Genomic DNA, 1113 nt, shown 5'->3' with positions numbered 1-1113 from the left:
ATACCAATCCGGAAAATTAACTGATCAGGTCAATCCAATCTCTTGTACACATTTTTGTGACGCGATCTTTGCACTCAAGAAATCCATTCCAAGCGCTACAGACCTTCGAAACAATATCGTTATAATCAATGAAGTTTTGGTTTGCTAGATAGTGTTGCCTTAACCAACTCCACACTTGCTCTATAGGGTTAAGCTCTGGTGAGTATGGCGGCAATTTGATAATACTGACATTATCAAATGGGTTAGCAATATCATCGGTATGCCATCCTGCGCCATCCATTATTACCACTGAATGACGGTCTTTTTCTGTGACTTTAGATATCTGCTCTAGATGGTTTATCATGATGTCTTTGTTAACCCAAGGGACGACCATTGCCTCACCAATCCCTCTCGATGGGCACACTGAGCCAAACAAATAAGCGTATTCAAATTGCTGCTGTTTTACTACGCGAGGTCTCGTTCCACGAGTAGCCCAAAGACGTGTTGTTGTGTTCTGCTGACCAAACCTAGCTTCGTCTTGAAACCAGACATCAACACTCTCTAGCCCAATATGGCCGGGGATCTTAAGGATCGTTTCGATTTGGAATTTTTTTAAAATCGTCCTGTATTTGCTGTGATTGTTTAGGGTGTTTGGAACGAGAAGTTATCCAAGAAAAACCCATGTGGTCGAGGAGATAATAGATGGAATTAGGGTGGTAGTGCTTGTCAAAGTGTTTAACGATGTAGTCATGTATATCGCTTCCAACAAGGCGGCCACCAGAAGGTGATTCAGCTTCTTTTTTTATGAAGGCACTGAGTTGAGCCCGCTGCTCATCGGTGAGGTATGCAGGCCTACCAGTCCGAGGTTTTTCTTGAAGTCCTTCTAGGCCTTCTTCAAAAAAAATCCGAACCCATTTATTGACACTGGTTCGACTGACTTTGAGAGATTTTGCAATTTGTGTACGAGAGAGGCCGTCTTTAAAGTGTGCGAGCGCAAGTAAACGCATCTTCATCTGAATGGTTTTTTGCTGGCTCGCAAGCTTTTTGAAGTCAGTGTTATTAAGGCTATCCATGGCTAAATTTCACAATAATTCATCAATCTTAATTAGATCACATTTTTACTTTAATTGGTAT

Annotated in this window: 1 protein-coding gene; it reads right to left on the bottom strand. The window is 41.7% G+C overall.

Going from position 1 to position 1113, the window contains the following annotated elements; genetic code table 11:
- Positions 1-16: 16 nt before the first annotated feature.
- A protein-coding gene (locus tag AB4517_RS10200) for an IS630 family transposase (protein ID WP_102394396.1) occupies positions 17-1052 on the bottom strand; the annotation gives its coding sequence in 2 pieces (ribosomal slippage) (positions 17-592 and positions 594-1052; 1035 coding nt in all).
- Positions 1053-1113: the final 61 nt, after the last annotated feature.

The organism is Vibrio sp. 10N.222.52.C3, from assembly GCF_041474195.1.
GTDB classification, from domain to species: Bacteria; Pseudomonadota; Gammaproteobacteria; order Enterobacterales; family Vibrionaceae; genus Vibrio; species Vibrio crassostreae_C.
Note: the sequence above shows the minus strand (reverse complement) of the source record. Positions and strands in the feature narration are given on the sequence as shown.